The 2,173-nt window shown below is 57.2% G+C and carries 2 protein-coding genes and 1 pseudogene; 2 read left to right on the forward strand and 1 reads right to left on the reverse strand.

Going from position 1 to position 2,173, the window contains the following annotated elements:
- Positions 1-149: 149 nt before the first annotated feature.
- Positions 150-887, reverse strand: a pseudogene (locus tag FKZ61_RS23615) (IS5 family transposase).
- Between the two features lie 216 nt (positions 888-1,103).
- Here FKZ61_RS23615 and FKZ61_RS23620 point away from each other — a divergent pair.
- Both FKZ61_RS23620 and FKZ61_RS23625 read left to right on the forward strand, forming a co-directional pair.
- Positions 1,104-1,745 (forward strand): hypothetical protein, encoded by a 642-nt coding sequence (locus FKZ61_RS23620; RefSeq protein WP_141612625.1) that lies wholly within the window; start codon positions 1,104-1,106, stop codon positions 1,743-1,745.
- Positions 1,746-1,929: 184 nt separating this feature from the next.
- A partial coding sequence (locus tag FKZ61_RS23625) for a helix-turn-helix domain-containing protein (RefSeq protein WP_170200163.1) occupies positions 1,930-2,173 on the forward strand: 244 nt, incomplete at its 3' end.

Raw genomic sequence — 2,173 nt, forward strand, 5'->3', positions numbered from 1 at the left:
CTGTGAAACCCTTCAAAATCCTTCGCCCATTCTTTCAATTCGCTCAGTTCCATGGCTCCTCCGGCTCATTGAGTTCCATTCCATTATCTCCGGTTAGAGCCTCATTCGCTAATCTGCGGTTGTAGTATTAAGAACCTGTATAAAAAGGGTCATGTAGGTGCCAAACGGCGTAGCATGATGCGAATCATGGCGATGTGAATGAACGCTTCACTGCTTGCCGGCAGTCATTCGTAGTCTTTGGAGAGCCGGCGGTTGAGCCCCAGCCAGGCGAAGGTCCGTTCGGCAACCCAACGCCGGGCCAGAATCGTGAATCCCTTCTGGCCACGGGGCGGTGTCACCGGCTGCAGACGGAAGCGAAAGCGCCGGGCCACCTAGTCTTGAAGGGGACCTCGATAGGCGCCGTCGACCCAGAGGAGACGCAGTTTCTTGCCGAACCCGGCCAGTCGTCCCAGGAGCATGCGGGCGCCGTCTCGGTCCTGCACCGATGCTGCCGTCACCAGCACAGCCAGGAGGAGACCGGTGGTATCGACCAGGATGTGGCGCTTGCGTCCCGTGGTCCGTTTCCCGCCGTCGAAGCCGCGGATGCCTATCGGGTTCACCCCCGTCTTGACCGTCTGGCTGTCGATGCTGTCCGCCGTCGCATGTTTGTGTCGCCCTTCCCGGCGGCGCACCTCGGCCCGCAGCGTGTCGTGGATCCGCTGCCACGTACCGTCGTCTCGCCACTGGCGAAAGTAGGTGTAGACACTTGACCACGCCGGGTACGCTCTGGGCAGCATCCGCCACTGGATGCCACTGACAGTCAGATAGAGAATCGCATTGACGACCTGGCGCATATCCAGGCTGCGCGATCGTCCTCCAGATTTGGCCGGTGGAATCAGATCCTGGATAACGGCCTACTGGCTGTCGGTCAGGTCGGTTGGGTATCGTTGCGTGTTCACAAACACAACGTTTACCACGATTTGGCCGATAGCCGCTCCTTTTCATACAGGTTCCTAGCCACACATCTAGCCACCCATCACTTTAGAGGATAATAAAAGAAGAGGTTGGTTTGAGACGTCTGATACACTGTTTGTAAGCCAACAAACCGTATCAAGGAGCGTCCTATGCAAACCAACCTCCATCTGTATCATAACGTATTGGCGCGACTTGGCCAACTGCTGCCGAGGGAACGGATCACGCGACGGCGAAATATGGCGTTGCTGGTGGTCGGTCTGTATCTGAGCCGGTCGGTGCATCTGTCGCTGGTGGTGCGCAAGTGGCCGAGTGCGAGCAAGGAGCCGAGTCTGGTGAATCGGCTGCGCAGGTTTCTGAGCAACCGCCGTCTTGAGGTGCGGCGCTGGTACGAGCCGGTTGTGCTCGAATTGCTGAGGTCGGCGGCGGGGTCGCCCATCCGTCTGGTGATTGACGCCACCAAGGTGGGACAGCCCTATCGGCTGCTGACCCTCGGTCTGGCCTACAAGCGGCGGACCTTGCCGCTGGTGTGGAGCGTGCATCGAGGCAGCCGAGGACACACCTCATCGGTTGGGACTGGATCGAACGTTGTATTAGGCTCGGATAACCCGTTCCTATTCGTTTCACGACTTACTTCCCAAAGTGATGTGTGGCTAGTACAGGTTCTAAGCTTCGTGTTGTACCGAGCCCTATCCGTTGGGTATAGTTCAAGATCGTCGGGGTTCGCCCATTGGACGCCGCCTAAGGGCGCTGCTTGCTGCCCCTGTCCCTACATCCTGCATCGACGATTCTGAACTATACCCCTATCCGTTATAAGACTTGACCCCGGCCGAAGCGTCAGTTAAACTGCGTCCAATTGGGACTTGAATTTAGATCCGATGGGGAATATGGAAATAGAAATAGCATTCCTAGTACTTGACCACACTGGTTTCATAGAGTACACCTTCCTCCGCAGAATTCAATATGGAGGGAGGAGCAATGACATCCAAGAAGTATGTGATCGAGTTAACGGAAGAGCAGCAGTCGTACTTGCTGGACCTGATCGGGAAGGGTGAGGCGAAGGCCCGGATGCTCACTCGAGCGCGCATCCTGTTACTCTCGGCGGAGGGGAAGACCGACCGGTTTATTGCGAATGTGTTGAAGGTCAACCCCCAGACGGTGCGAAACATCCGCAAGCGGTTTGCCGAAGAGGGTTTGGAGGCGGCGCTGCAGGAGCGTCCAC

This window comes from Litorilinea aerophila, assembly GCF_006569185.2.
GTDB lineage: Bacteria > Chloroflexota > Anaerolineae > Caldilineales > Caldilineaceae > Litorilinea > Litorilinea aerophila.

What these genes read in the sequence shown, in the direction of transcription:
- FKZ61_RS23620 (WP_141612625.1), top strand. Translation starts at nt 1,104, where the DNA reads ATGCAAACCAACCTCCATCTGTATCATAACGTATTGGCGCGACTTGGC.